Below are 24,867 nucleotides of genomic sequence, written 5' to 3'. Positions count from 1 at the left end.
TTATTTATATTGCATTCAAAACAACTGCAAAAAATTATGAAAAAAGTTTTTCGTTTACTTGGCATTCTTCTTCTTTTAATAATTCTTTATTTTGGTTTTACCACTTACCCAAAACTGGATCTGATTTCAGGCTTTTCAGCCAAAAGTATTGCTTCGGGACATTTTTTGGATAACCGTTCGAAAGAGTTAATCGAAAAAACCGACAATGATATTAACCTCATCGACCTGGCAACAAACACAATTGATGATGCCGGAAAATTTGCTACTTCCAATGTCTATGGATTAAAGGAACGAAAAGCCATTTACCGTGAAGGTTTGGGAGCAACTTTAATAAATGATGATTTTGATGTTTCAAAACCCTATTTGCTTCCCAGAAGATTAAAATCTAAAACTTTGCCTTTCCCTTACGGAAACATCGAGCCAAAAGACACGGTTTTTACCAATATTGATTACTCAAAACTAAAAAAAGCGATCGACAATGCTTTCGATAAATCCGGTGGAAAATTAAAAAGAACACGTGCCATAGTCGTTTTATACAAAAACAGACTGATTGCCGAAAAATACGATACCGGTTTTACGAAAGACAGTAAAATTTTAGGCTGGTCGATGACAAAAAGCATTACCAGTTCGGTCTTTGGGGTTTTAGCGAAACAAGGAAAAATAGATATTTTTAAACCAGCTCCTGTCGCAGAATGGCAAAAAGATGAGCGTAAAAACATCACCTAAACGACCTGCTGCACATGAATTCAGGTCTGGAATGGGAAGAAAACTACAATACCATCTGCGATGCAACAAAAATGCTTTTTCTGGCCGAAGATATGGGTAAAGTACAGCTGGACAAACCGGCTCAGTTTAAGCCCAACACACATTGGAATTACTCTTCGGGAACAACAAATTTGTTGTCGCTTATTTTAAGAAGACAATTTAAAACCCAACAGGAATACCTGAATTTCTGGTACAACGCCGTTATTGACAAAATCGGAATGACTTCGATGATTACAGAGCAGGACATGACCGGAACTTTTGTAGGATCTTCATACGGATGGCAATTGCACGTGACTGGTCAAAATTTGGATTATTATATCTAAATAAAGGCAATTGGAACGGTAAACAAATTCTCGACGAAAGCTGGATAAAATACACCGCAACTCCAACCAATACTTCTGAAGGAAAATATGGTGCACAATTCTGGCTGAATGCTGGCGGAAAATTCCCGGACGCTCCACGCGACATGTTTTACTGCAACGGTTATCAGGGTCAAATGGTTGCGATTATTCCATCAAAAGATATGGTGATTGTGAGAATGGGACTGAAGGAAGATCCTGCTTTTGATTTTAATGGGTTTTTGAAAGGGATTGTTGGGAGTGTGAAATAAAAAAATGTAATATATTTCATTCTTTTTAATATATTAGTCAAAAATTCATTTGTGAAAGTATTTGAAAACATATATTTTATCGGCGGGATTCATGGTGTGGGAAAAGGAACTATTTGTAAAGAAATAGCATCTAAGACTAGACTAATACATATAACTGCAAGTCAAGTTTTAAAATGGGAAGAAATTAGCGATAGCGATAATAAACTTGTAAAAGATATTAATTCATCACAAGACCGATTAATCAAAAACTTGAAAAATCTAATTAAAAAAGATGAAATATATCTTCTTGATGGTCACTTTTGTTTATTAAATTCAGATAGCATTCCATGTAGAATCAATGAAGATACTTTTGATCAAATTAATCCAAAAGCAATAACAATTGTAATTGATGATGTTGAAAAAATTGCAAAAAGATTAAAATCACGAGATGGTAAAATTTATAATATTCAGATTTTGAATGAATTGCAAGAAATGGAAATAGAATATGCAAAATATCTTTCAGATAAGTATTCAATTCCTTATATCGAAATAACAGACGGAAATTATAATCAACTAATGGAAAATATTTGATGAAAATTTTACTAGACACCAATATCATTATTCATAGAGAAGCAAACAAAATTTACAAACCTGAAATTGGTCAGCTTTTTAAATGGATTGACAATCTTAAATACTCCAAATATATTCATCCTTTAACCGTTGAAGAATTAGAAAGATATAAAGATCCAAATGCTCTTGGTACTATGAGTATTAAGATTGAAAGTTATAATTTACTAAAACATCAAGCTCCTTTAGGTCAGCAAATATTAAAAGTCAGCAAAAATATTGATAGTCAACACAATGATATAAATGACACTCAAATCTTAAACGAAGTTTATGAAGGTCGAGTTGATATTTTGATTTCAGAAGATAAAAAAATCCACACAAAGGCTAATTTATTAGGTATAGGAGATAAAGTTTTTAAAATTCAAAATTTCTTAGAAAAAGTAATATCTGAAAATCCAGAATTAGTTGATTATAAAGTTTTATCTGTACAAAAAGTTGATTTTGCTGAAGTAAATATAAAAGATGATTTTTTTAATAGTTTCAGAGAGGATTATGCTGAATTTGACAAATGGTTTAATAAAAAGTCCGATGACATTTGTTATGTCTGTTATAGTGAAAATCAATTAACCGCATTTTTATTTATAAAAAGAGAAGATGAAAATGAGAATTATTCTAATCTATCTCCTGTTTTCCAACCTAAAAAAAGATTAAAAATTGGTACATTTAAAGTAACTGCAAATGGTTATAAGATTGGAGAACGATTTTTAAAAATAATTTTTGATAACGCTTTACAATTTAGAGTTGATGAAATCTATGTTACAATTTTTGATAAAAGAGAAGAACAAGAAAGATTGATAGACTTATTAAAAATATGGGGATTTAATCATTTTGGGATAAAAACCACTCAAAATGGGGAAGAGCAAGTCTATGTTAGAAAATTTAATAAAGAACTTATCAATGTTGACAATCCTAAACTAACATTTCCATTCTTTTCTCGAGAACAAAATCTTTTTATAGTTCCAATTTATCCTGAATATCACACAGAATTATTTCCTGATTCGATATTAAACACTCAATCCCCAAAAGATTTTATTGAAAACTATCCTCATAGAAATGCTTTAAGTAAAGTATATATTTCTCGTTCTTATGAGAAAAAAATGAAATCAGGTGATGTTATTGTTTTCTATATGACTGGCGGAAAATATAAGGGCGTTGCAACAACATTAGGAATAGTTGAATCTTCAATTTTAGAAATTGAAAATGAAGAAGAATTCATTTCTCTATGTAGAAAAAGAAGTGTCTTTACAAATCAGGAATTATCAGAACACTGGAATCATAATTTAGCAAATAGACCCTTTATTGTGAACTTTCTTTATACATATTCATTTAGAAATAGACCTAATCTTGAATGGTTAGTCAATAATGGAATTATTTCAAGTTATGAAAATGTACCAAGAGGCTTTTCTAAAATAACAGTTGAACAATTTAATAAAGTTTTAAGGTATGCTTATGAATAAAAATCTTTAAAGGTTTTTTAAAAATGCGATATTTGCAATTAGTAATTTATGTGTTAGTGTATTTTATATCTAAATCAATATTTAATTAATTTTAATTATGAAAGTAGTAATGTCGATTAAGCCCCAATTTGCAAATAAAATATTTGACGGGACAAAGAAATTTGAGTTTAGAAAAGCTATTTTCAAAAACCAAAATGTTACTTCGGTTTTAGTTTATGCTTCTTCTCCTGTTCAAAAAGTAATTGGTGAATTCGAAATTGGTGAAATATTCAATTTAGACCTTAAAGAACTTTGGGATAAAACCAAAGAGCATTCAGGTATAACGGAAGATTATTTTTATGAATATTTTGAAAATAGAGAACAAGGTTTTGCAATTCAAATAAAAAATAAAAAAAGATTTACAAATCCTAAATGTTTAAAAACAGATTATAATTTAACTCCTCCTCAATCATTTGCATATTGGTCAAATGAATAAGTTAGTTTTAGCCCCGATAGAAGTGTAAATCCTTTTTTGAGATTCTTTATCGAAAAAAAGATTGCAACGAATAGCGGGAAATAGCTCCTAAAAAAACCGATAAACTAATAAAAGTCTATCGGTTTTTTATTTATAGATTTTGTATATAATTATTTTTTAGCCACAAACCTCGGATCAGATTCCATAACGGTTCCGCAATTATCGCAGGTTCTCAGCTCTTCTGAATTGTAGAAATGTTCGAAATGCGGCAGGAAATCTTTTTCGATATTGTGCAGTTCGAAAAACACTTCGTATAATTTATGGTTACAGTTGTCGCAATACCAAAGCAAACCATCTGTGTAGCCTAATCCGGCACGTTTTCTCTCAATCACCAAACCAATAGACCCCTCGGAACGAACTGGAGAATGCGGCACTTTTGCAGGATTGAGATACATATCGCCTGGATTCAGAATCATTTCTTTACGCTCGCCATCTTCCTGAATCACTACTTTTATATTGCCTTCCAATTGGTAAAAAAGCTCTTCGGTTTCGTTATAATGATAATCTTTTCGGGCATTTGGACCTGCTACAATCATCACAATATAGTCACCGGAGTCTACATATAAATTTTTATTTCCAACAGGCGGTTTTAGTAAATGACGGTTTTCGTCTACCCATTTAGTCAGGTTGAAAGGTTTTGCTATTGCCATTTTTTGAGATTCTAAGTTTATAAGAGGCTAAGTTAAGGAAAATTTGTAGAGACGCACAGCAGTGCGTCTGTATGATATGATAAAATTAATTATAGCCAAAGACGCACTGCTGTGCGCCTCTACGGTTACATTTCTTTTATCAGATAAATATAAACCGGAAAATGGTCGCTGAAACCCACTTCGTTTGTACTGTGCCGTAGCGGATACCCTTTGTATTTTCCTGAAGTTTGGATGAGATAGGGTTTATTGAAAATTCCGGCTTTCCAGAATTTAAACGATGAAAAATCAGGTTTTATGAGCGATTGTGTAATGATGATCTGGTCAAAAATATCCCAGGAATCACGAAACGCTGTTGTTCCCATGCCGCGTTTTGCCATTTCTTCAAAAGGATTATATGTACCTAATTCCGGAACTTCCGACTTTTTGTCTTTTGCTCCCAAGGCAACTTTTATACTTTTGTTATAAGGACCGTCATTTAAATCGCCCATTGTAATCACTTTTGCATTTGGATTGATTTGCTGTAACGAATCCATTATTTTGCGGTTTAATTTTCCGGCTGCTTCCCGATATTCACTTGTAGCTTTTTCACCTCCGGAACGCGAAGGCCAGTGATTAACTATAATACTGATTTCTTCTCCTTCTAAAAAACCCGTTATCAAAAGCTGGTCACGGGTAAAAACACGGTTGTTTTCCTTTTTTATTGCTGTCTCTTCATCAGGTGATTCTTCGTTTTTTTCTTCTTCTTTCTCTTTATTTTTTAATATATATAAAGGTATGTTTGAAAAAGTAGTGGGCTTGAAAAATTTCTTCTGATACAATAAAGCCACATCTATTCCGCGTTTGTCCGGCGAATCAAAATGGATGATTCCGTAATCAAAGGGCGATAATCCGGGCTGTTTCACTAAATCTTCCAGAACACCTCTGTTCTCAATTTCTGAAGCTCCAACAAAAACAGGCGCATTTGGGTTTTCCGGTTTGCCAATTTCTGATAGGACTTTTGAAAGGTTTTGTAGTTTCTGATTGTATTTTTCTGTTGTCCAGTTTTGACTTCCCAAAGGTGTCCATTCATCATCATTGGTGTAAACATCATCAATTGTGTCAAAAAGATTTTCGAAATTGTAAAAAGCTACTGTATGGATTACATATTTTTTAGCCTGACCAAAAGACGTAATTGAAAAAAAGAAAATCAAAAAAATTCTAAGTATTGTTATTTGCATAAAAATGGGGTTTTTAAATCGCTGAAATTAATGAATTTTTACATTTGTAAGAAATTTCAATTAATTTTATTTTTTTTAATCTCTATCTTTGTTATCAATAAATCAAAAGCCAAAAAGAAAATGAATACAAGCAGATTCCTTCCTATAAACAGCCCTTTTGCTTTTTGTAAATTCGTATTCCTTATTTTTGCTTTACAATCCTTTACCTGTCAATCACAACAAAATATGATAACACCACCTTATTTACAAAAAGGAGATACTGTAGCTCTTTTGGCAACAGCCCGAAAAAACATCGACGATAATTTAAAACCTACCATAGATTTACTAAAAAGCTGGGGATTAGAAGCTGTAATCGGAAGTTCAATTGGTCTGGATTACCATCAACTGGCAGGAACAGATGAACAGCGCGCTGCCGATTTTCAAAAACAACTTGATAATCCGAATATTAAGGCGATTTGGTGTGTGCGAGGCGGTTACGGAACTGTCAGAATGCTGGATTTACTGGATTTTACCAAATTTAAACAACATCCAAAATGGGTTGTTGGTTTTAGCGATGTGACAGTTTTACACAATCATTTGAATACGATGGGATACAAATCGATTCACGGCGTAATGCCGGTTACGATTCCGCGTGCGACTCCGGCAGCCATCAGTTCGATGAAATCGGCTTTGTTTGGTGAGCCTTTGTCTTATTCGGTTGCGCCTCATACTATGAACCGTTTTGGTCAGGGAACAGGTGAATTGGTGGGTGGAAATCTTTCTATCTTATACAGTTTATTAGGATCACCATCGGCAATTGACTGCAAGGACAAGATTCTTTTTATTGAAGATTTAGACGAATACCTCTATCATATTGATCGTATGATGATGAATTTACGTCGAAATGGCTGTATCGAAAATCTGAAAGGAATTATTATTGGCGGTATGACCAAAATGAAAGACAATGAAGTTCCTTGGGGAAAAAATGCACTTGAAATTATTGACGATGTGACTAAAAAATACAATATTCCGGTGATTTTTAATTTCCCGGCCGGACATATTCAGGACAATCGTGCACTAGTTATGGGAAGTACGATTTCAATTGAAGTGAATGCTTCCGGAAGTAATGTTGTTTTTAAGTAAAAAATTTATGAGTTAATAATTATAGGTTATGAGGTTAACAAATAATTTCATGGCCTATATTTTTTTACAACACTTTATTATCACTTATATCTCACAAATTTTAACTCATAACTCCAAAAAATGGCAGAACACAACGAACTTGGGAAAAAAGGTGAAGATCTTGCCGTAGAATATCTGCTTCAAAATGATTATAAAATTTTAGAACGAAACTGGATTTTTCAAAAAGCCGAAATTGATATTATTGCTAAAAAAGATCATTTTTTGGCCGTGATAGAAGTAAAGACCAGATCGAGTTTAGATTATGGTTCTCCTCAGGATTTTGTGAAACCAAAAAAGATTCAGCTTCTCATAAAAGCAGTAAATGCCTACATAAACGATAGGGAAAAGGATTTTGATAATGATTTAGAAATTCGTTTTGACATTATTGCCATCCATAAAACCGAGGAAACATTTGCTATTGAGCATCTTACTGACGCATTTTATCATTTTTAACATATTTTTTTATTGTTATATTTGTAACAAATTGTTTTTTTATTTATCTTTGCGAAGATTTATAACATCAAAAACAACCAAACTAACACAATTACGTTCAAAAAACAATTAAAGATTATGAAAACCGTTTCTTCTATTGTAGAAAATTACATCAAGACCAAGCCATTTTTACTCAATGCTCTTTCTCTTGGAATTATTAATCTGACTTCTTTGTCGCGCAACATCATGACCGAACTGGAAAGTGAATTTGGTAAAGAAGTAAAACAAGGTGCTGTAGTAATGTCCCTAAAAAGACTGACAGAAGAGTTAGATTTTAAACTAAACCACAAAATCAACAAGGTCATTAAAAACATTGGAGAAATCACAGTTCGTTCTGAATTGACAGATTACACTTTTGCAGCTTCTGACACTGTTTTAAACAAACAAGCTGATTTGATTTCTGATATTAATGTACTATCTGATATTTTTTATACCTCATCACGTGGCGTAAACGAAACCAATATCGTAGTAAGCAGCAGTATCAACCATTTAGTTGAAAAACATTTTATCCGCGAAAAACTGATTCAAAAATTGGATAACCTGGCTTCAATTACCGTAAAATTACCAAAAGAAAATATTGTAGTTCCCGGGATTTATTATTTCATTTTTCAGCGTTTAGCCTGGGAAGGAATCATTATTAATGAAGTAATTTCTACTTCAAACGAATTTACAATTCTGGTAGGAGAAGAACAAGTTGATGTTGCTTTTAAAGTAATCAAAGACTTAAAAAATTAATTTGTTTTGCCAAAACCCCAATCAAAAAAAAAATAAAAAAAAAGACAATATACGAAGAGACTGTTCATACAGTCTCTTTTTTTATGCCGTTTCGCAAGTAGCATTGTGCAGAACCGGAAAATTACATGAATTGGCTATAAAACACAATTGATTCGCTTTTATATGCAGCTCTAAAGCTTCCTGCATTTTATCTACATTTGCAATCTTCACTTTCGGATGTAAACGAACTTCTGTAAAGCGACCACTTCCATCGGCAGTAACTTCGAGTGTTGCTTCGGCATTATCGGTATATTCTAAAACTTCAATTCCGTTTTGGGAACACACATATAAATACGACATCATGTGGCAGGAAACCAAACTGCTTAAGAGTAAATCCTCAGGATTGTATAATTCGGGATCGCCTTTGAAAGCTTTTGCGGCTGAAACGTCTAAAATTGGTTTTCCTTCTATCAAAATTTTGTGGCTTTTACTATAAAATCTTGAAGTGTTTTCTGAAGTATTTTGCCTGGAAGTCCAGTTTATTACTGCTTTGAAAAGATGTTTGAATGGCATTTTTTGATTTTATTTTAAATTAGGCTTTTATATTTGATTAAAATGATCTCTTAAAGTCACAAGATAACTAAGATTTTCAAGCATTTATTTTAGAATGTATGGTATTAGTTTTTGAATTACCGAATCAATTGAAATATTCAATTCTTTTAACATGTATATTTGTAATGAAATATGATTTGGCTTAGATAAATAAGATTTTAGCTTAGTGGAAATTGCATTTACAAATTTATAGTCTTCACTTAAATATTCTCCAATATTTGTTGAACCATATCGATCATCTAATAATTGAGATAATTCTTTTATTGTTTTATTATCTACTTTCAAAATAGTATCAAAAAAAATATCGGGGTCTAAATGCTCAAATAATTCAATTTTGAATACATATTCTAAAAAAACTTCATTAATTCCTTCAATATTATTCTCTTTCAAATAAGTAATTAATTTATTAATTTTTTTGTTGTCCTTTTTACTTTCAATATCATTGTGAGCTTTAATTATAGCATCTACAATAATTTGATCTTTTCTTTCCTTTTGAAAATGATTTAATGTATCAAATATTCTTAAATCACTTTCATTTTTTAATTTTGCTAACGAAATTCCAGTCAATAAAATTCTATCTAAGATTTCATTATCTAAATCTATAAGTTCATTTTCTTTAAAAAAATAGTAAAATTCAGATATTTTTGAATATTCATAAATTGTATATTTCCCTTCTTCAGCAAATTCTAAAACTTTTTTCGTCAAATTAGAAAATTCTTCATTTGTCAAATCTCTAAAACCATATTGCATTAAAGATCTAAAGGAAGAAACTTCTGGCGGAACAACAGGAGGGGTTCTTAAATTTAGTTCTAACGTTAATTGTTCCTTATTTAAATAACCTGTCAAAATAAAAACATAAACAGTATTATAAAAATGATACTTATCAATATAATTAACTAAATATATATCATAGAATTTCTCTAAATCACTTTTTTCTTCTGGTTCACCTTCCTTTTGTTTTTTCCAATAATTACTCCCAACAGCAGAAGAAAAATTGAAAATTGCATAACTAGCATTTAAATCCTCGTAGCCTCGAGAATTTTTATAATCAATTGATGTAAGCTTTCCTAATTTAAATTCTATTGATATAATAAGTGTAAATAACAGCACCTCGTCAACGAACTGTTTATTAAAATTTTTTATTACTGGATAAAGAGTTTCAAGAGCTTGAATATAAAAATTTATTATTCTCAAATTATCTTGCTTATATTCAGTTAAAATATCCAAAATAAATATTTCACGAGATTTAAGAAATGTATAAAATTCTATATTTTCTTTCTCATGTTTAGAAAATAATAATGGTAAAGTTTTGGAAAGATTATTTTTAAAATTTAAAATTCTTCCAATTACTTTTTCTTTAATATTATTATACGCTATATCTTCATTGATTTTAGTTTCATCTGATAAAATAATTACTTTGAGATTTTTATGTTCTACATAATTATTTATAAAACCTAACACTTCCGATAAGGAGATTTTGCAACGTTCTAAATCATCAAAACAAACTATGTATTTTGATAATGTTGCCAAATCTAATTCAACATCCTTTAAAACATCTTCAATCCTTACTCCTAAAAATTTATTTGACAAAAGAGATATGACGTTTTTTCCGAATGTTATGGTACTTGTTGCTTTCTTATTCTCAAATTTATTCACATAAGGAATTAATCTAACTAAAAACTGATATTCAAGAGTTTCAATTTTACTCAACCCATTAAGAGATAAATATATTGCTTCATAACCATTGTCATTGCATATTTTAACTAAATCCGATTTCCAAAAATGAGTTTTTCCACTCCCCCAAGAACCATTTATTAATAAAGCATCATTTGTGTTTTTTGTAATTAAATAATTACTGAAAATTTCTTTTATATATGATGTCTCCATTTATATTAGGTTTTATGTTGAATAAGAAAGTTGTTCTAAATATAAAAAACTCTGTCTTAAAATTTCAATTTCTTTGCATTTTAAGTATTGACATAAAAAAAACCTCGAAATCACAACTTTCGAGGTTCTTTGAGAATTAAACTAACTAAACAAAATTCAAAAGAATTTATTTTTTTACAGAAAACTTAAATGTTGTTTTCGTTTTATAATTTTCGCCAGGATTTAAAACTGTCGTTGGAAAGTTTTTCTGGTTTGGAGAATCCGGATAATGTTCTGTTTCTAAACAGAAACCTGTTCTTTGTGCATAAGTTCCGCCGTTACGCATTGGTAAAGTTCCGTCAAGGAAATTTCCAGAATAGAACTGAATTCCAGGTTCGTCTGTGGTCATTTCTAAAACTCTTCCGCTTGCAGGGTGGTAAGCTGTTGCAATAACTGTTTTGCCTTTTTCTGTATTATTTAGTACCCAGCAGTGATCGTAACCTTTTCCTCTTATCAATTGTTCATCTTTAGCATCGATTTCTTTTCCAATTAATTTTGGTTTTCTGAAATCGAATGGCGTATTGGCTACATCCTGTAATTCTCCTGTTGGAATTAAAGTAGCATCTACCGGAACAATTTTATCGGCATTTAAAGTAATCTCGTGATCTAAAATTGTTTTAGAGAAATCCCCCGATAAGTTAAAATACGTATGCTGTGTTAAATTTACAACTGTCTTTTTATCAGTAGTAGCTTCGTAAAGTACCTCAAGTTCGTTGTTTTTAGTTAACGTATAAGTCACTACAACTTTTAGATTTCCAGGATAGCCTTCTTCCATATCTTTGCTTAAGTAAGATAATTTCAAAACAGCAGCTTCTCCTGATTTTGTTTCTTCTGCTTTCCATACTGCTCTAAAAAAACCTTCCGGTCCTCCGTGCAGCGCATTAGGTCCGTTGTTTGTAGCCAGTGTATATTCTTTACCGTCTAATGTAAATTTACCTTTTGCAATTCGGTTTCCGAAACGTCCGATCAATGCACCAAAGAACGGGTTTGGCTTCATGTATTGTTCCAGAGAATTAAATCCGGTTACTACATTTTCAGAAACACCGTCTTTATTTGGCACTTTCAAATCAGTGATAATACCTCCAAAAGTGATGATATCCACTTCCATCCCATTTTGGTTTTTCAGCTTATAGCTTTCAATTTTTTCTCCTTTTGGAGTTGTTCCGTAATCAGATTTTACAATTGTTACAGAATCTTTTGTGTCTTGAGTTGTGGTTGCATCCATTTTTTTATCGCTTTTACATTGAACAGAAAGTGTTGTCAAACCGATTATCGCAATTCCGAAAACACAACGTTTTAATACATTCATAATTTTTTTGGTTTAAAGTTGTAAAGTCAAAAGTCTTAAAGTCAAAAATCTAAGGTCGAAGTTACAAAATTTACCAAGGTTTCATTCGTTACATTGGCACTTTTAGACTTTCGACATTAGACTTTTGACTTAGTTTATATTACAATCCGTGTTGAAACGTATGGTAGTACGCTTCGTTGGCATTAATTTTATCTTTAAAATCTCTGATAGTAGTTTTTTCATCAATCACCAACAATTCAATTCCGGCAATGTCTGCAAAATCTTCCATAAACTCAGTTGTAACTGACTGGCTGTACACTGTATGGTGTGCTCCTCCAGCCAAAATCCATGCTGTAGCTGCAATATCCAGGTTTGGTTTACAATCCCATAAAACTCTTGCAACCGGTAATTTTGGCAATTCAGCCATTGGTTTAACCGCAACAACTTCGTTTACGATTAAACGGAAACGGTTCCCCATATCCACTAATGAAACATTGATTGCTTCTCCTGCAGGTGAGTTGAATACCAAACGTGCTGGATCTTCTTTTCCGCCAATCCCTAACGGGTGAACCTCGCAGGAAGCTTTTCCGTCAGCGATAGATGGACAGATTTCCAACATATGTGATCCTAAAACGTATGATTTTTGTGGTGTAAAGTGGTATGTGTAATCTTCCATGAACGAAGTTCCTCCTTCAAGACCAATGTTCATTACTTTTAATGCACGAACCATTGCAGCTGTTTTCCAGTCGCCTTCTCCACCAAAACCATAACCATCGGCCATTAATCTTTGTGTAGCGATTCCCGGTAATTGTTTCCATGCTCCCAGATTTTCAAATGTATCTGTAAAAGCTCCAAAACCTCCTTCTTCAAGGAAAGCTCTTAAACCTAATTCAATTTTTGCTGCCTCTACTAATGAACTTCTTTGTGCTCCGCCTTCTTTTAAAGAATCAGTCAAATTATAAGAAGCTTCATAAACCGCTAATAAATCGTTTAATTGCTGCTCTGTAACTTTCTCGATATGTTTGGTCACATCAGAAGAATCAAAACCGTTAACCGACATTCCGAAACGGATTTGAGCTTCAACTTTATCACCTTCCGTAACGGCAACTTCACGCATATTGTCTCCAATACGGGCTACTTTCAGGTTTTGAAGTTCGTCCCATCCTAAAGCTACTCTTGTCCAGATTCCTAATTTTTTCTGAACTCTTTCGTCTTCCCAGTGTCCTACAACCACTTTGCGTTTTTTACGCATTCTGGACATGATAAAACCAAATTCACGATCTCCATGAGCTGATTGATTAAGATTCATGAAATCCATGTCGATAGATCCCCACGGAATTTCAGCATTGTATTGGGTATGCAAGTGGCATAATGGTTTTTTCAAGATGCTTAATCCGCCAATCCACATTTTTGCAGGTGAGAAAGTATGCATCCAGGTAATCAATCCGATACAGTTTTTAGTAGTGTTTGCTGCCAGACATACATCTAAAATCTGAGCTGGAGATTTTACCACATCCTTATAAACTACTTTTACAGGAATTTGAGACGATTCTCCTAACCCTTTTGCAATTATCTGAGAATGTTCTGCTACTTTTCTTAATGTTTCTTCACCGTATAATTCCTGGCTTCCTACTACAAACCATACTTCTTTTTGAGAAATGTCAATCATTTTGTTATTTTTTGTTTCAAGTTTCAGGTTTCAAGTTTGCTTCTCCTGTTCGATCAGGACTCTCTATTCAAGTTTTTGAAATGCTGAAAATCTTTGTTATTTATTATTTGTTTTATTTCTTTTAAGTTTCAGATTCCAAGTTCAGCATTCCAACAACTTGAAACAAAAAAACCTGAAACCTGAAACTAAATTTTTACTGTCCGTAATACGAATCTTTTCCGTGTTTACGATTGTAATGTTTCTTTATTAAGGAATCTTTCAATCTTGGCGCATTCGGATTTATTTGTAAAGTCAGGTACGCCATTTCGGCTACGACTTCTAAAACTTTACTATTGTAAACCGCTTTTGCTGCATTTTTTCCCCAGGCAAACGGACCGTGGTTTCCAATTAGAACCATTTCTACTTCTTCGTAGGAAAGATTTTTTTCTTTGAAACAATCCAAAATCTGAATTCCGGTATTGTGTTCGTAGTTTCCTTCGATAAGCGAATCTGCCATTGGCGGGGCGCACGGAATATCAGCCGTTAAATGATCTGCATGTGTTGTCCCAAAAATTGGAATATCACGTTGCGACTGCGCCCAAGCCACCGAATAGGTCGCATGTGTATGCGCAACACCTCCAATATTCGGCCAGTTTTTGTATAAGTAAGCATGCGTTTTTGTGTCTGATGACGGACGCATAGTTCCTTCGATAATATTATTGTCAAAATCGACAATAACAATATCTTCGGGTTTTAAATCTTCGTAAGGAACACCGCTTGGTTTAATGGCAAAAACACCATTTTTTCTGTCGACTGCGCTTACATTTCCAAAAGTATAAACCACCAAATTCAATGCATTTAACTGCATGTTGGCTTCGTAACATTCTTGTTTTAAATCTTTATAGAGAGAACTCATTTTCTGTAATTTTAATAGATGGATCTGCAAAAGCACTTAATTGGTCGTAAGCTAAAAGTAATTTGTTGTAAGCAGCCACTTTGTCAAGTTGTGGCGTGTATTCACTTTCAAAAGGGCTTCCCATTTTTTGACTGGCTTCAATCACATTTGGATAAATTCCTGAAGCTACAGCAGCATAAATTGCAGCTCCCAAAGCAGGCGCCTGATCTGATAGAGCAACTTTTATTGGCTTGTTTAAAACGTTTGCCAAAGTCTGCATGATAAAAGGCGATTTACGGGCAACACCACCGATACCGATCACGCTGTCAATTTTTAAACCTTCTTCTTCAAAACGATCGACGATTTTTTTAGATCCAAAACAGATTGCGTTTACTAAAGCTTTAAAAATATGAGGTGCTTTTGATCCTAAAGATAAGTTTGAAATGGCGCTTTTTACTTCCTGATTAGCATCCGGAGTTCTGCGTCCGTTGATCCAGTCTAAAGCGGTTGGTACACTTTCAGACAATGGAATCTTTTCAGCTTCTTTGGTTAATTCTACAATTAATTTATCACTGAATTCTTCTCTTAATTGTTCTTTTTGGGCATCATTTAAAAGAGATGAAGAAGCTAATAATTGCTCTGTTGGCCACATTAATAATTCTTTGTACCAGGCCAGTAAATCTCCAAAAGCAGATTGTCCTGCTTCAAGACCTACAAATCCGGGAATCACAGATCCGTCAACCTGACCACAGATTCCGCGAACGGTTTTGGTACCTACTTCTTCATAAGAACCCACCAAAATATCGCAGGTTGAAGTTCCCATAACACGAACCAAAGTGTTTTCGCCAATTTTTGCACCAACTGCTCCAGAATGTGCATCGAAAGTTCCTACCGCTACAACTGTATCTGTAGAAAGTCCTAAACGATCTGCCCATCCTTTGCTTAAATTTCCGGCAACTAAATCTGAAGTATAGGTTTCGTCGTATAAATTTCCACGAAGCTGTGCTAAATACGGATGTAATTTTTCTAAGAATTCAACCGGAGGAAGTCCGTTCCAGTCTTCGTGCCACATTGCTTTGTGACCCGCAGCACAACGGCTTCTTTTAAATGTTTTTAAATCTTTGTCTTCAATTAACAAATAGGTCATTAAATCGCAGTGTTCCATCCAGGTGTGCGCTGCATTTCGAACGGCTTCATCTTCTCTCGCAATGTGCAGGATTTTTGCCCAAAACCATTCTGATGAATAAATTCCACCTACATATTTTGTTACGTTCTCTCCGCCCCAGCTAACTGCCAGTTCGTTGATTTCGTTTGCTTCATTTATCGATGTATGATCTTTCCATAACACCATCATCGCATTTGGATTCTCCTCAAAACCTTTTGTCAAAGCCAATGGAATTCCGTCTTTTGTAACTGGTACAGGAGAAGATCCTGTAGTATCTATACAGATTCCTTTTATTGCAGCAGGATCAACTTTGCTTTCCTTAACAACATTTTGAATCGTAATTTCCAATCCTTCAATATGATCCAAAGGATGCTGACGGAACTGATTAATCGATGCATCACAATATTGCTTATTCTTCCATCTTTTGTAATGAGAAACATTGGATGCCAATTCCTGCCCATTTTCAGTATCTATTAGCACCGCACGAACAGAATCTGTTCCGTAATCTAATCCTATAACGTAATTTTTCATTTCGAAATTCATTTTATGATGACAAATATAATATAATTAATTTATAAGTGTACAAAAAACACTTAATAAAAATTAGCTTGTTGTTTTTTACAGATAATGCATCAAAACAATGATTTATGTTTAAAACAAAAAACAAACGTAACTTATACATTTATTATGTTGCGATTATTTCATCTTTATTTTCAAAACAGTTACAGAATACGCTGGAAAATTGTATTGAATTTGGTTTCCTTTTACTTTAAATTCACTCTCTTTAGGACTAATTTTAGTAGGCGCTGCAAAAGAGTTCTCATCGTTAAGCCCATCTCCTTTCAAAATTACAGCTGTTCCTTTTGTATCTAATTTGGCTCCTTTTAAATCAATTGATGCATTTTGATCTGATGAAGCTGTATTCACTATTTTCAGAATTACTTCTTTTAAATTCACATCTTTCACTGCCGATGCAAACAAATCATTTTGACCTGTTACGGCTTGTCCATCTTTTGTAATATTGATTAAATCGGTTCCCTTATTGTTAGAAAACAATTTCTGAACATAATAATTTGGTGTTCCAAATGATTCTAAATTGTTGAACCAAATCATGTCCGGAGTCCACTGCCACCCTTCTTCGTGTGCTAATAAAGGTGCATAAGAAGTTAAATGAACGACCTCAGCATTACGTTCCATTCCAGTCATAAATGCTGCTTCAGAGAAAGCACATTCCCAGTTGTTTTTATTGTCCGGACTCGCAATCGCAACACTTTGTGCTGCATATTCTCCAGCAAAAATCTTTGGTCCTTTTCGATCGTAACTATCATAACGCGTTACATTTTTACGGAACCATGCCGGATCTTTGTAATAGTGTTCGTCAACGATTTCAGCATTCAGTTTTTTAAGTTCGGTCATGCCGTAATCAAAGAAATCTCCTTCAGGGAAAGGTCCTGTTCCTGAAACAATCGTAATGTTTGGATATTTGGCTTTAATCGCTTTTTGAAACACTTTGAAACGTTCAATATAATCCGGACCCCACTGCTCATTTCCAACTCCGATGAATTTTAAACTGAATGGTTTTGGATGTCCCATATCTGCCCTGAGTTTTCCCCAAATGGTTTCGGTTCCGCCATTCGCAAATTCAATTAAATCTAACGCATCCTGAACATACGGATCGATCTGATCCATCGGGACTAATTGTCCTGTATTGAACTGGCAAGCCATTCCACAGCTCAAAATTGGAAGCGGTGATGCACCAATGTCTTCTGAAAGCTGGAAATATTCAAAGAATCCTAAACCAAAACTTTGGAAATAATCCGGTGCTGGTCTGTGCGCAAATTCCATGTTCCAGCGGTTTACTGCCGTTTCTCTGTCTTCTATTTTTCCAACCGATTTTTTCCATTGATAACGTTCTGCCAAAGTTCTTCCTTCAACAATACAACCTCCTGGGAAACGTAAAAATCCCGGTTTCAAATCGTATAATAATTGTACTAAATCTTTACGAAGTCCGTTTTTTCTTCCCGCCCAGGTATCTTCCGGAAATAATGAAATATTATCTAAATCAATTACTCCGTTTCCTTCAAAAGTGATTTTTAATTTTGCTTTAGCTTCTGTTGCATTTGATGTTAATTGAGCCGTATAATTTGACCAGTCTTTTGATGTTGGAACAATTGAAGTTTCTCCTAAAACTTTATTGTTTTTGTCAATAAACTGGAATTTAATTTTCGAAATAGTACCTGAAATCTTTGAAGCTTTTAAAGTAAGATTGTATTTCAAATCTTTCTTGATTCCCATTCCTCTGAAACCTTCGTTAATCAGTTCATAACCATTTGCATCATTAATTGTAACGCGGCAATAATTATGGTTGGTTCCTTTTTGGGAATACTGAATCACATTTGCAATTCCGGATTGTTGGTTTAATTTATGACGGTCACTGTTCGGTTCCTGCCATCCCATCATTGGAAAAAGGAATTCGAATGATCTGTTTTTAATCATTTCTGCATATAAACCTCCATCTGCAGCAAAGTTGATGTCTTCGAAAAACACACCGTACATTGTCGGTTCAATTTTGGTTACTGTTTTTGCAATATCTACCTGAAGATTATTTTTTTGTGCCGATGCGAGAATACTGCTAAATAATAGTCCGCAGATTGTCGCTTTTGTGATTAATTTAGTGTTCATTTTTATTGTCTTTAATTTTATATTTTGCGGTTTTTGAACCATGAGTTTTACTGATTCAACAAATTTGCGCTGATTTAATTTTTCTAACACATAGATTCATAGTTTCCTTTTCATTAAAAAGGCATTTCATTTGTCTAAAAATACATCGCTTTGTGTTCAATTTTTTCTCCCGCAGATTATTGCAAATTGGAGCAGATTTTATTCCTTTAATCTTTGGCTTTATTTTAATTATAATTGATTTATCTATTTTAAAAGAGGCCATAAATCAGCGTCCCATTTCATTTCTTTTACAACTAATCTTGGTGTTCCGTTGGTTTTCTTTTCGTAAGCGTGATAAAAAATATAATCTTTACCATCAAAAGTATAAGCGCTGTTGTGGCCAGCACCAAAATAATTTTCATCGCCTTGAACCACAATACTTCCTCCACCTTCATTTAATGGTTTTCCGTCTTTATCGACATAAGGTCCGGTTGCGTTTTTAGATCTTCCAACCACAACTTTATAAGTGCTTTTTTCGCCGCGGCAACACAAATCCCAAGAAAGAAATTGATAATAATATCCGTTTTTCTTAAAAATAAACGGGGCTTCAAGCGCGCCGTCGCCTGGATCAGAATCGGATAATTCAAAAGTTCTTTTGCGCTTTGAAATGGTATGCCATTCCTGAGGCTGTGCAATTGATTTTAAATCTGGATTTAATTTTACCATTTTCAGTCCTTCCCAAAAAGAACCAAAAGAAAGCCAGGGTGTATTATTTTTATCAAAAATCAAATTTGGATCAATGGCATTCCACATGTCACGATTAGGCTGTGACTGAATTACAATTCCCTGATCGACCCATTTGTAATTTTTATCAGATGGATCTAATGTTGTATTAGTCGCAACGCCAATCGCCGAAGTATTTTTGGCGAAAGCCGAAACCGAATAATACAGGTAGTACATATTGTTATGAAAGGAGATGTCCGGTGCCCAGATATGGTTTTTAAAATCGGCTGCAACACCGTCTGCCCAAACTGGTTTTTCTTTGAAAACCTGAGGCTGTTTGTCCCATTTTTTTAAATCTTTTGAACTAAAGACACTAATTCCGTTTCCGGTACAATATAAATAATAAGTATCTTTTTGTTTAATCACAACCGGATCGTGAACAACAATGTCTTGCGCTATTGCTGCGGATCCTATTAGAATAAACAGGAGCGTGAATATTGATTTTATTTTGGTATACAATTGCATGATTATTTTTTATTTTACAATTCTTATTTGATAAATTTTAGACGTTTTTTTGCCGTCTTTAGACTTAATTTTTAAATTAATAATTTGAGTATTGTCTAATTTGAATTGAAGTATTTTGTCTTTTTTTGCGATAATCTCCGCAGGTTTTTCATTAATAAAAACATCGAGGTTATCCGTTTTAAAGTCTCCTAAAAAACTAATTTCAATAAATTTACCCTCTAGATTTTTATTTACCATTTGATAGGAAATATACGAGCTGGTATTTCTCCAAAAACCATCTTCCTCATAACCAGAGTCACTCTTTTCTCCTTTGTAATGATGATCTACCTCAGGCTGTTGTTCTCCACAATTTATTTTATCGACCGTGTTAGCTTCAATTGCCATAGCTTCGATTTCCTGTTGCTTTAACAATGCCTGCTTTTCTTTGTAATCTTCTTGTTTATAGGTTTGAAAATACATCTGATAACGGGCATCGTGTATTTCAAAGAAGGGTTGTAATTCTAATGAATCTAACTTAAAACGCATATTGCCTAAATCTTTAAGTTTTGAAACATAAGTTCCCTCGTCTCCTACCAGTGCATAAGCTTTGTCTAACGAAACGTATTTTCCCTGAGCAACATGCCCCATTCGGCTATCGTCAGCGAACAAGCCATCTAAATTTTCAGTAGAAGTTTTAGCGGCCAATACAATAGGACCATTTACAAATGCTGCCCAATTGGAGCCATCTGGCAATTTTTCTAAATGCGTTGAAGTCTTAAATGCAATGGTTATTTTATCTCCTGATTTCCATTTTCTTGCCAGACTAACATAATTAGCTGGTTTGGCTTGTATTTTTTGCAATTCCCCGTTTACTAAAATTTCGAAATTCGTTGCCCATTTTGGATAACGAATGTTCAAAACAAAAGATTTAGGATTCTTAAGTTTTAAAACAATCTCGCTGTTATTTTTATAAGGAAATTTTGTGGTTTGCTCTAATTCTATTCCTTTTTCTTTCCAGTTTAAAGTGGATGGAATAAATAGATTTACAAAAATATCATGCTCTGAATGGCTATAAATTAATTCTCCATATTTAGAATGATTTTCAAGACCTGTACCAACGCAACACCACATACTGGTTTCTGGCTGCGAGTACACGCGATAATGATTTGGCCGAATTGGAGTAAAGTACACAAAACCACCTCTGTTAGGCTCCTGGCTGGAAAGAATGTGATTGTAAAGTGTACGCTCATAAAAATCAAGGTAACTCACATCGTTTTTGTCTAAAAACAACGCTTTACTTAAACGTTCCATATTGTAGGAATTACAAGTTTCGGGGCCTTGATTTGATTTTAGCATGCCGCTAAAATCATCTATAGGATTGAAATGTTCCGCAACACTATTTCCTCCAAAAGCGACAGTTCTTTTTTCGGTTACATTTTTCCAAAAAAACTGCGCGGCATCGGACCATTGTTTATTATCCGATAGCTTTCCAATTTTCTCAAAACCAATAACTTTTGGTATTTGTGTATTAGCATGTAAACCCGTTAGTTTGTCTTCCTTTTTAATTAATGGATCGAGAATGGCTTTTTGCGAAAGCTTTTCAGCCGTTTCAAGATATTTTTTGTTTTTTGTAATGCTATATAAATCAGCAAAAGATTCGTTTATACCACCATGTTCTGTTTTTAAGATTCTTTGAATTTGCTCATCAGAAAGAGGTCGGATCAATTCGATAAACCAATCTCCTAATTTTATTACAATTTCTTTTGCCTTTTCATTACCCGTATAATTGTAGGCATCAATTAAACCTGCAAAAAGTTTATGAATATTATAGATTGGAACCCAGGTATTATTTAAACCAAAACCACTACCGTCTATATCTCCTTTATGAATTCTATCCCAAAAGACTTTTCCTTCAGGAATACCTCCAACATAACCAGTTCCGTCCTTTTGCTGGCAACGATCCAATTCAGAAATCATATAATCCAAACGGTCTTTAATTTCTTTATTTCCCGTAGAAGCATACATCATTGATAATGCTGCTAAATAATGACCTCCTATATGTCCATCAAGACCTATGTTTTCCCAGTTGCCATATCTATCCGCTTTTGTAGGTAAACCGGCAGCTATCAAATAAGGTGCTAGTAGTCGGTCTGGATTTAGGTCTAATAAATATTTAAGATCAACGTTTTGTGCATTTTTGAAAGGACCACTAGTTAGTTTTATCTCTTGCAATTTAAATTCCTGCATCTGTGCGATTGAAGGGAGAGTAATTAAGAGAGTTGCGACTAAATAAAATGATTTAGTCGTTATTTTTTTCAAACTCACTTTAATATAGGAGAAAGCCATGTGTTTAAAATATAATTATTAAAAATATTTCTTTTGTTAACCATATATGTGATATAAGTAAATTTAAGTTTTGGTTAACTGTAAACTTTGTTAGATCATATAAGCAGTGCCTATAAAAACTGAAAAACTAAACTGTACACTAAAAACCTGAACACTAATGACTAAACTACTGAATTCCTTCAGATGTCATCACAACTCGTTTCATTGTTCCGTCTTTGTTATAAAATAATTTATCAACGCAGACTGATCTTCTGAAACTTCCTCCGTGTGGAATGGAAGCTCCATTGTGATAAATAAAATACGATTGTCCTTTAAAATCAATTATTGACTGATGATTCGTATTGCTGTTTCCGGCTAATTCATTCAAAATTCCTTTAAATTCCCAAGGACCTGTAATTGATTTGCTCATGGCGTAGGCGATTTTCTCCGGAAACTGATACGCATACGACAAATAATACCAGTTTTTATGTTTGTGAATCCACGGCGCTTCGGTGAAACTTGGCAAATCGATTGTTTGGATTGGTCCGTCTAATTCTATCATATTTGCTTTTAATTTAGCATAATGACAAACGGTATTTCCCCAAATCAGATAAGCCTGGCCATCATCATCAATATAAACTGTCGGGTCAATATCATCCCAGCTTATTTTGGTGTGCGTTGTCATATCATTTGTAATTAGCGCTTTTCCTAAAGCATCTTTGAAAGGACCAATTGGATTGTCTGAAACTGCTACTCCAATCGATTTTCCGGGTATTGAACCGTGTTCTACCGTTACATACCAATAAAATTTTCCGTTTCTTTCAATTACCTGCGAAGCCCATGCATCTCCTTTTGCCCAAGCAAAATCAGTCACTTTTAACGGCACCTGATGTGATTCCCACTTTTTCATATCTGAAGAAGAATACACCACCCATTCATTCATCTTATAAAAATTAAAATCGTTTGGCGCTTCATCATGACCGGCGTATAAATACACTTTGTCTTTGTAAACCAATGCTGCAGGATCACCAGTATATTGATCTTTTATAATTGGATTATTGAATTTTGATGGATCGCTTTGAGCAACTACTTTACATGACGTAATTAAAGCTAAAAACGACAGGCTTGTAAATAGATTTTTCATTATCGTTTTTTTTTGCCCCAGATTGCACAAATTTTCTCGAATTTTAATTTGTGGAAATTTGTGCAATCCGGGGCTTATTTTTTCTCTCGCAGATTGAGCAGATTCTTATTTTAGAATTTTAAAAATTGAAATTTTCTAATTTTCTAATTTTCTAATTTTCTAATTAATCTTTTTACCCCAAACAGGTAATCCTGCAGCTGTATATCCGGAATAACTCAAAGTCACTTTTCTGGTTGCTAGTTCCCAATCCCAAGCATCGGATACATTACATTTTACTCCGTTTACCGTCAAGATTTTTTTAGTGCTGTCATACGACCAAGTTCCTGTTGCGTCACCGCTTACTTTTTTATCGGCAGTTAAATAAATTGTTCCTGCTTTTTGCATGGTTTTGTATTGGTAATTCATTGTGATTTGTTCCCAAGTTCCCACGAAATTTGCATCGGTAATTGTGGTTGCCGGAACTCCTGCATAACGTTCAGCTTCTACAACCGGCCAACCGTCTTCTGTCCATTGAATGGCGCGAACATGTCCCATCATTACGGCATTTGAAACGGCAATTCCTGGAACACCTTCAGGCAAACGCGCCTGAGAAGCATAATACCATTGCTTCGTATCTGGATTTTGAAAAACAGCACAATGCGAAAATCCAACCCAGCCTGTATGGTTTTTAAATTGGTACGGATGCGTAACCATTGGATAACATTCTGCTCCAGTTGTGATACTGCTTCCGCTGATGGTTAAATACGGGCCTAAAATGTTTTTAGAACGTGCCACGCGTGTATTATACGCAACTGACAATTCATCATATGCCAAGAACAAATAATAATATTGTGTATCTGGATTGTAGATAATTTCAGGGCCTTCGAGTGCTTGCCAGCGATTTGTACTTACATTTCCGCGTCCTGCAATTCTTACTCCGTAATCGTCAATGGTTTTTAATTTAGAGGGTTTTCCTGTTGCCGGATCCAGTTTTAAAGCTGCAATTCCAGAATGCCAAGAACCATAAATTAAATACTGATCGCCTTCTGGAGTCTGAATAAAACTCGGGTCGATGGCGTTGAATTTAAAATAAGCATCCCAATCGTTTCCGCCGTTTCGAACGTAACTTTTTACGCCATCTGGTTCAGAGCAAACTACCATTCCTTTATCAACCCAATTATTTGAAGCCAAATCATCTGTTTCGGCTAGACCGATAAAAGCACGTTCTGACCAAGATGTATTGGTATCTGTTCCTGTAATTGGATTCGTTACGACAATGCTGTAATACATTCTGAATTTATTTCCCACTTTTCGAACACAAGGCGCCCAATATCCATAACTCGGATTTGTGATTGGAGGAAGAGCCGGATTCATTCTTGCTCTTTTGTTGTTCAAAGAATCTTTTACCCATGCCGGAGCCTGAGTCATTGAAGATCCCATGAATTCCCAATTGATCAAATCTTTTGATCTTCGGTAGAAAAAATGTCCGTTTCCTTCGTGTGCATTTCCATAAGAAGCATCCGTTTGGTACATATAATAATATTCTCCAGATTTTTCTACTGAAGGATCGTGAACGTTGGCTAAATTCCATTGTGCTCTGCTATTCCAGGAAGAAATTGAAGTATAATTGTCAGCATAAGTTGGCCCCGGAAAAGTAGGTGTAACCACAGGTGGATCTACCACTACAGGCGGATCTGTGTCTTCATTTGCAGGGTCATCTTTTGAGCAGCTTACTACAACAAGAGCAAACAAAAAAAAACCGATGTACGAAGCCATTTTTAAAATGGAATTTGATTTTTTCATCTTTTGTA

General features: G+C 34.0%; 19 protein-coding genes and 1 pseudogene. 7 read left to right on the top strand and 13 right to left on the bottom strand.

Features of this window, described 5'->3' with window-relative positions; all coding sequences use genetic code 11:
- Nucleotides 1-36: 36 nt before the first annotated feature.
- From FLACHUCJ7_RS09560 to FLACHUCJ7_RS09545, 4 genes and pseudogenes are all read left to right on the top strand, one after another.
- Nucleotides 37-1,375 (top strand): annotated as a pseudogene (locus tag FLACHUCJ7_RS09560) (serine hydrolase domain-containing protein).
- Nucleotides 1,376-1,426: 51 nt separating this feature from the next.
- The gene (locus FLACHUCJ7_RS09555) at nucleotides 1,427-1,945 is read left to right on the top strand and encodes an ATP-binding protein (protein ID WP_180908740.1); all 519 of its coding nucleotides are present in this window, start codon (nucleotides 1,427-1,429) and stop codon (nucleotides 1,943-1,945) included.
- Nucleotides 1,945-3,438: a PIN domain-containing protein gene (locus tag FLACHUCJ7_RS09550; protein ID WP_180908739.1), complete on the top strand. Its 1,494-nt coding sequence runs from the start codon at nucleotides 1,945-1,947 to the stop codon at nucleotides 3,436-3,438. Before FLACHUCJ7_RS09555 ends, FLACHUCJ7_RS09550 begins: the two co-directional genes overlap by 1 nt.
- Before the next feature lie 97 nt (nucleotides 3,439-3,535).
- A complete protein-coding gene (locus tag FLACHUCJ7_RS09545; protein ID WP_180908738.1) occupies nucleotides 3,536-3,913 on the top strand; it encodes an ASCH domain-containing protein in 378 nt (125 codons plus the stop codon).
- Between the two features lie 149 nt (nucleotides 3,914-4,062).
- Here the strand turns inward: FLACHUCJ7_RS09545 and FLACHUCJ7_RS09540 are convergent, their stop codons facing one another.
- The gene (locus tag FLACHUCJ7_RS09540; RefSeq protein ID WP_180908737.1) at nucleotides 4,063-4,602 is read right to left on the bottom strand and encodes a 3-hydroxyanthranilate 3,4-dioxygenase; all 540 of its coding nucleotides are present in this window, start codon (nucleotides 4,600-4,602) and stop codon (nucleotides 4,063-4,065) included.
- A 125-nt stretch (nucleotides 4,603-4,727) separates the two neighbouring features.
- Nucleotides 4,728-5,819, bottom strand: a complete 1,092-nt coding sequence (locus FLACHUCJ7_RS09535) for an endonuclease/exonuclease/phosphatase family protein (protein ID WP_180908736.1) — start codon at nucleotides 5,817-5,819, stop codon at nucleotides 4,728-4,730.
- Nucleotides 5,820-6,044: 225 nt separating this feature from the next.
- Between FLACHUCJ7_RS09535 and FLACHUCJ7_RS09530 the strand changes: the two genes are divergently transcribed.
- From FLACHUCJ7_RS09530 to FLACHUCJ7_RS09520, 3 genes are all read left to right on the top strand, one after another.
- On the top strand, nucleotides 6,045-6,941 hold the full coding sequence (locus tag FLACHUCJ7_RS09530) for a S66 peptidase family protein (protein ID WP_078227941.1): 897 nt from the start codon (nucleotides 6,045-6,047) through the stop codon (nucleotides 6,939-6,941).
- Nucleotides 6,942-7,061: 120 nt separating this feature from the next.
- A complete protein-coding gene (locus tag FLACHUCJ7_RS09525) occupies nucleotides 7,062-7,433 on the top strand; it encodes a YraN family protein (protein ID WP_078226866.1) in 372 nt (123 codons plus the stop codon).
- A 117-nt stretch (nucleotides 7,434-7,550) separates the two neighbouring features.
- Nucleotides 7,551-8,207: an aspartate kinase gene (locus FLACHUCJ7_RS09520; protein WP_025570960.1), complete on the top strand. Its 657-nt coding sequence runs from the start codon at nucleotides 7,551-7,553 to the stop codon at nucleotides 8,205-8,207.
- Nucleotides 8,208-8,288: 81 nt separating this feature from the next.
- On the opposite strand, the gene FLACHUCJ7_RS09515 is transcribed toward FLACHUCJ7_RS09520, so the two are convergent.
- The 11 genes from FLACHUCJ7_RS09515 to FLACHUCJ7_RS09465 all read right to left on the bottom strand — a co-directional run bounded on the left by FLACHUCJ7_RS09515 (nucleotide 8,289) and on the right by FLACHUCJ7_RS09465 (nucleotide 24,859).
- Nucleotides 8,289-8,759: an OsmC family protein gene (locus FLACHUCJ7_RS09515; protein ID WP_180908735.1), complete on the bottom strand. Its 471-nt coding sequence runs from the start codon at nucleotides 8,757-8,759 to the stop codon at nucleotides 8,289-8,291.
- A gap of 84 nt (nucleotides 8,760-8,843) precedes the next feature.
- Entirely contained in the window at nucleotides 8,844-10,685 is a 1,842-nt protein-coding gene (locus FLACHUCJ7_RS09510) for a P-loop NTPase fold protein (protein WP_180908734.1), read from the bottom strand.
- 166 nt (nucleotides 10,686-10,851) lie between these two features.
- On the bottom strand, nucleotides 10,852-12,033 hold the full coding sequence (locus FLACHUCJ7_RS09505; RefSeq protein WP_180908733.1) for an aldose epimerase family protein: 1,182 nt from the start codon (nucleotides 12,031-12,033) through the stop codon (nucleotides 10,852-10,854).
- A 139-nt stretch (nucleotides 12,034-12,172) separates the two neighbouring features.
- The gene (gene araA, locus FLACHUCJ7_RS09500) at nucleotides 12,173-13,681 is read right to left on the bottom strand and encodes an L-arabinose isomerase (protein ID WP_078226859.1); all 1,509 of its coding nucleotides are present in this window, start codon (nucleotides 13,679-13,681) and stop codon (nucleotides 12,173-12,175) included.
- 193 nt (nucleotides 13,682-13,874) lie between these two features.
- Nucleotides 13,875-14,576 carry an L-ribulose-5-phosphate 4-epimerase gene (locus FLACHUCJ7_RS09495; protein ID WP_025570946.1) on the bottom strand — a complete coding sequence of 234 codons (702 nt, stop codon included), beginning with the start codon at nucleotides 14,574-14,576 and terminating at the stop codon, nucleotides 13,875-13,877.
- Nucleotides 14,560-16,251, bottom strand: a complete 1,692-nt coding sequence (locus FLACHUCJ7_RS09490; RefSeq protein WP_180908732.1) for a ribulokinase — start codon at nucleotides 16,249-16,251, stop codon at nucleotides 14,560-14,562. Before FLACHUCJ7_RS09490 ends, FLACHUCJ7_RS09495 begins: the two co-directional genes overlap by 17 nt.
- A 165-nt stretch (nucleotides 16,252-16,416) precedes the next feature.
- A complete protein-coding gene (locus FLACHUCJ7_RS09485) occupies nucleotides 16,417-18,402 on the bottom strand; it encodes an alpha-L-arabinofuranosidase C-terminal domain-containing protein (protein ID WP_180908731.1) in 1,986 nt (661 codons plus the stop codon).
- A gap of 243 nt (nucleotides 18,403-18,645) precedes the next feature.
- A complete protein-coding gene (locus FLACHUCJ7_RS09480) occupies nucleotides 18,646-19,629 on the bottom strand; it encodes an arabinan endo-1,5-alpha-L-arabinosidase (protein ID WP_180908730.1) in 984 nt (327 codons plus the stop codon).
- A gap of 9 nt (nucleotides 19,630-19,638) precedes the next feature.
- Nucleotides 19,639-21,954 (bottom strand): glycoside hydrolase family 127 protein, encoded by a 2,316-nt coding sequence (locus FLACHUCJ7_RS09475; protein ID WP_180908729.1) that lies wholly within the window; start codon nucleotides 21,952-21,954, stop codon nucleotides 19,639-19,641.
- Between the two features lie 166 nt (nucleotides 21,955-22,120).
- Nucleotides 22,121-23,077: a glycoside hydrolase family 43 protein gene (locus FLACHUCJ7_RS09470; protein ID WP_180908728.1), complete on the bottom strand. Its 957-nt coding sequence runs from the start codon at nucleotides 23,075-23,077 to the stop codon at nucleotides 22,121-22,123.
- 159 nt (nucleotides 23,078-23,236) lie between these two features.
- Nucleotides 23,237-24,859 (bottom strand): arabinan endo-1,5-alpha-L-arabinosidase, encoded by a 1,623-nt coding sequence (locus FLACHUCJ7_RS09465; protein ID WP_180908727.1) that lies wholly within the window; start codon nucleotides 24,857-24,859, stop codon nucleotides 23,237-23,239.
- Between the last annotated feature and the right edge of the window lie 8 nt (nucleotides 24,860-24,867).

Origin of the sequence: Flavobacterium salmonis (assembly GCF_903819435.1) — a bacterium.
GTDB classification, from domain to species: Bacteria; Bacteroidota; Bacteroidia; order Flavobacteriales; family Flavobacteriaceae; genus Flavobacterium; species Flavobacterium chungangense.
The sequence above is the reverse complement of the archived record's forward strand: the minus strand, read 5'-3'. Positions and strand labels throughout refer to the sequence as shown.